At 59.3% G+C, this 2,500-nt stretch carries 2 protein-coding genes and 1 pseudogene; all 3 read right to left on the minus strand.

Going from position 1 to position 2,500, the window contains the following annotated elements:
* Nucleotides 1–885: pseudogene (prfB, locus tag D8U18_RS23130) on the minus strand (peptide chain release factor 2); the annotation flags it as partial.
* Nucleotides 886–1,129: 244 nt separating this feature from the next.
* Nucleotides 1,130–2,131, minus strand: coding sequence for a PleD family two-component system response regulator (locus tag D8U18_RS23135; protein WP_130904469.1), 1,002 nt, complete (start codon nt 2,129–2,131; stop codon nt 1,130–1,132).
* Nucleotides 2,132–2,179: 48 nt separating this feature from the next.
* A partial coding sequence (locus D8U18_RS23140; RefSeq protein ID WP_277752489.1) for a chemotaxis protein CheB occupies nt 2,180–2,500 on the minus strand: 321 nt, incomplete at its 5' end.

Genomic DNA, 2,500 nt, shown 5'->3' on the forward strand with positions numbered 1-2,500 from the left:
TACAACTTGGCCCGCAGCATTTTCATGGCGGTGTCCTTGTTGGCGTGCTGGGAACGTTCGTTCTGGCAGCTGACCACGGTGTTGGTCGGTACGTGGGTGATACGTACGGCCGAGTCGGTGGTGTTTACGTGCTGACCACCGGCACCGGAGGAACGATAGGTGTCGATTCGCAGGTCTGCCGGGTTGATCTCGATTTCCACCTTGTCATCGATCTCTGGCGAGACGAACACCGCGGAAAACGAGGTGTGGCGACGGTTGCCGGAGTCGAACGGGCTCTTGCGCACCAGACGGTGCACGCCGATTTCGGTACGCAGCCAGCCAAAGGCGTATTCGCCCTTGATGTGCACGGTCGCGCCCTTGATCCCGGCGACTTCACCGGCGGACAGTTCCATGATGGTCGCGTCGAAACCGCGTTTGTCGGCCCAGCGCAGGTACATGCGCAACAGGATGTTGGCCCAGTCCTGGGCTTCGGTGCCGCCGGAGCCGGCCTGGATGTCCAGGTAGGCGTTGTTCGGGTCCATTTCGTGGCTGAACATGCGACGGAATTCAAGCTTGGCGAGGTTTTCCTCGAGACGGGCCAGTTCGGCGACGACATCGCCCACCGCGCCTTCGTCGTTTTCTTCGACGGCCATGTCCAGCAGGTCGCGGCAATCGGCCAGACCGGCGTTCAGTTCGTCCAGGGTTTCGACGATCTGCGCCAGCGCAGAGCGCTCGCGGCCCAACTCCTGGGCGTACTCAGGTTTGTTCCAGACACTCGGATCTTCAAGCTCGCGATTGACCTCGGTCAGACGCTCATGCTTTTGATCGTAGTCAAAGATACCCCCGAATAGTTTCGGAGCGCTCGGACAGGTCCTTGATACTGTTAAGGATCGGGTTGATTTCCATGGCGGGCAGCACTCGTTGGCGAACTTTTGAAAGCCGGCGAGTATAACGGCAAACGGCTGGGAACGGCAGTCCGCTTGGCTGAAAAGGCAGGTTTGCAGGCGAACTTTGCAACGATGCGAAACCTGTGGGAGCCGGGCTTGCCCGCGATGGCGGCGTGTCAGTCGATGCAGTATCGCTTGTCAGGCCCTCATCGCGGGCAAGCCTGGCTCCCACGGGTTCTGCGTCGTTTGGTAGAAATTGCTGATTACCCGATCCCTACCTGATTTCGCCCACTGTGCTTGGCCAGATACAGCCCCTTGTCCGCCGCCAGGATCAGTTCCCGGCAGTTGCTGCCGGGTGTCGGTGTGACGGTCGACAGGCCGATGCTGATCGTCAGGCTTGAGCCTTCGCTCGGGGAAATGTGCGGAATCTTCAAGGCTTCCACGGTCATGCGCAGTTTTTCCGCCACCAGCCGCGCCCCGCCCTGGGACGTATTGGGCAACACCAGGGCGAACTCTTCTCCGCCGTAACGCGCCGGCAAGTCAGAAGGACGGGAGCTGGCATCGCGGATTGCCGCGGCAACCTTGCGCAGGGCTTCATCGCCTTCCAGGTGGCCGAAACTGTCGTTGTAGGTCTTGAAATAATCCACATCGATCATCAACAACGACAATTGGCTTTGTTCACGTAGTGAACGCCGCCATTCAAGCTCCATGTACTCATCGAAATGCCGACGGTTCGACAGCCCGGTCAGGCCATCGGAGTTCATCAGGCGTTGCAGCACCAGGTTGGTATCGAGCAATTGCTGCTGACTGACCCGCAGCGCACGGTAGGCGGCATCGCGCTGCAACAGGGTCATATAGGAGCGCGAGTGATAGCGGATCCGCGCCACCAGTTCGATGTTGTCCGGCAGTTTGACCAGATAATCGTTGGCCCCGGCCGCGAACGCCGCGCTCTTGATCAGCGGGTCTTCCTTGGTCGACAGGACGATGATCGGAATGTCCTTGGTCGCCGGATGGTTACGGTACTCACGCACCAGGCTCAAGCCGTCGAGGCCAGGCATGACCAGATCCTGCAGGATGACCGTCGGCTTGATACGCACCGCATGGGCGATGGCCTGGTGCGGATCGGAGCAGAAGTGGAAGTCGATGTTTTCTTCGTTCGACAACCCGCGCCGTACCGCCTCGCCGATCATCGCCTGATCGTCCACCAATAACACCATGGCGGCATTTTCGTCAGTCTTGAAGTCGTCGAGCTGTAAATCATTCATGTGCGTTCACCTGAATACTGCTTGGGCCAGGATTGCTGATAGAGGTAGTCATTTTGCAAAGATCTCCAGCAAACGTGGCGCGATCTTGTCCAGCGGGCGTATTTCCACAGCGGCATCGATGGCCGCAGCCGCCTTCGGCATGCCATACACCGCGCTGCTGTTCTGATCCTGTGCGATGGTCAGGTAACCCTGCTGGCGCATGAGTTTAAGCCCCTGGGCACCATCACGCCCCATACCGGTGAGCAAAACGCCGACCGCGTCACCGTTCCAGTACCTGGCCACACTCTCGAAAAACACATCGATCGAGGGGCGATAAATCTCATTGACCGGTTCCGCGGTGTAGGCCAGCGTGCCGTTTTTCAACAAGCG

It is taken from the genome of Pseudomonas sp. Sample_10, from assembly GCF_004321495.1.
Lineage (GTDB): Bacteria > Pseudomonadota > Gammaproteobacteria > Pseudomonadales > Pseudomonadaceae > Aquipseudomonas.

Bases quoted from the DNA above. Each gene is read 5' to 3' on its own strand.
- D8U18_RS23135 (WP_130904469.1), bottom strand. From the start codon at position 2,131: ATGAATGATTTACAGCTCGACGACTTCAAGACTGACGAAAATGCCGCC.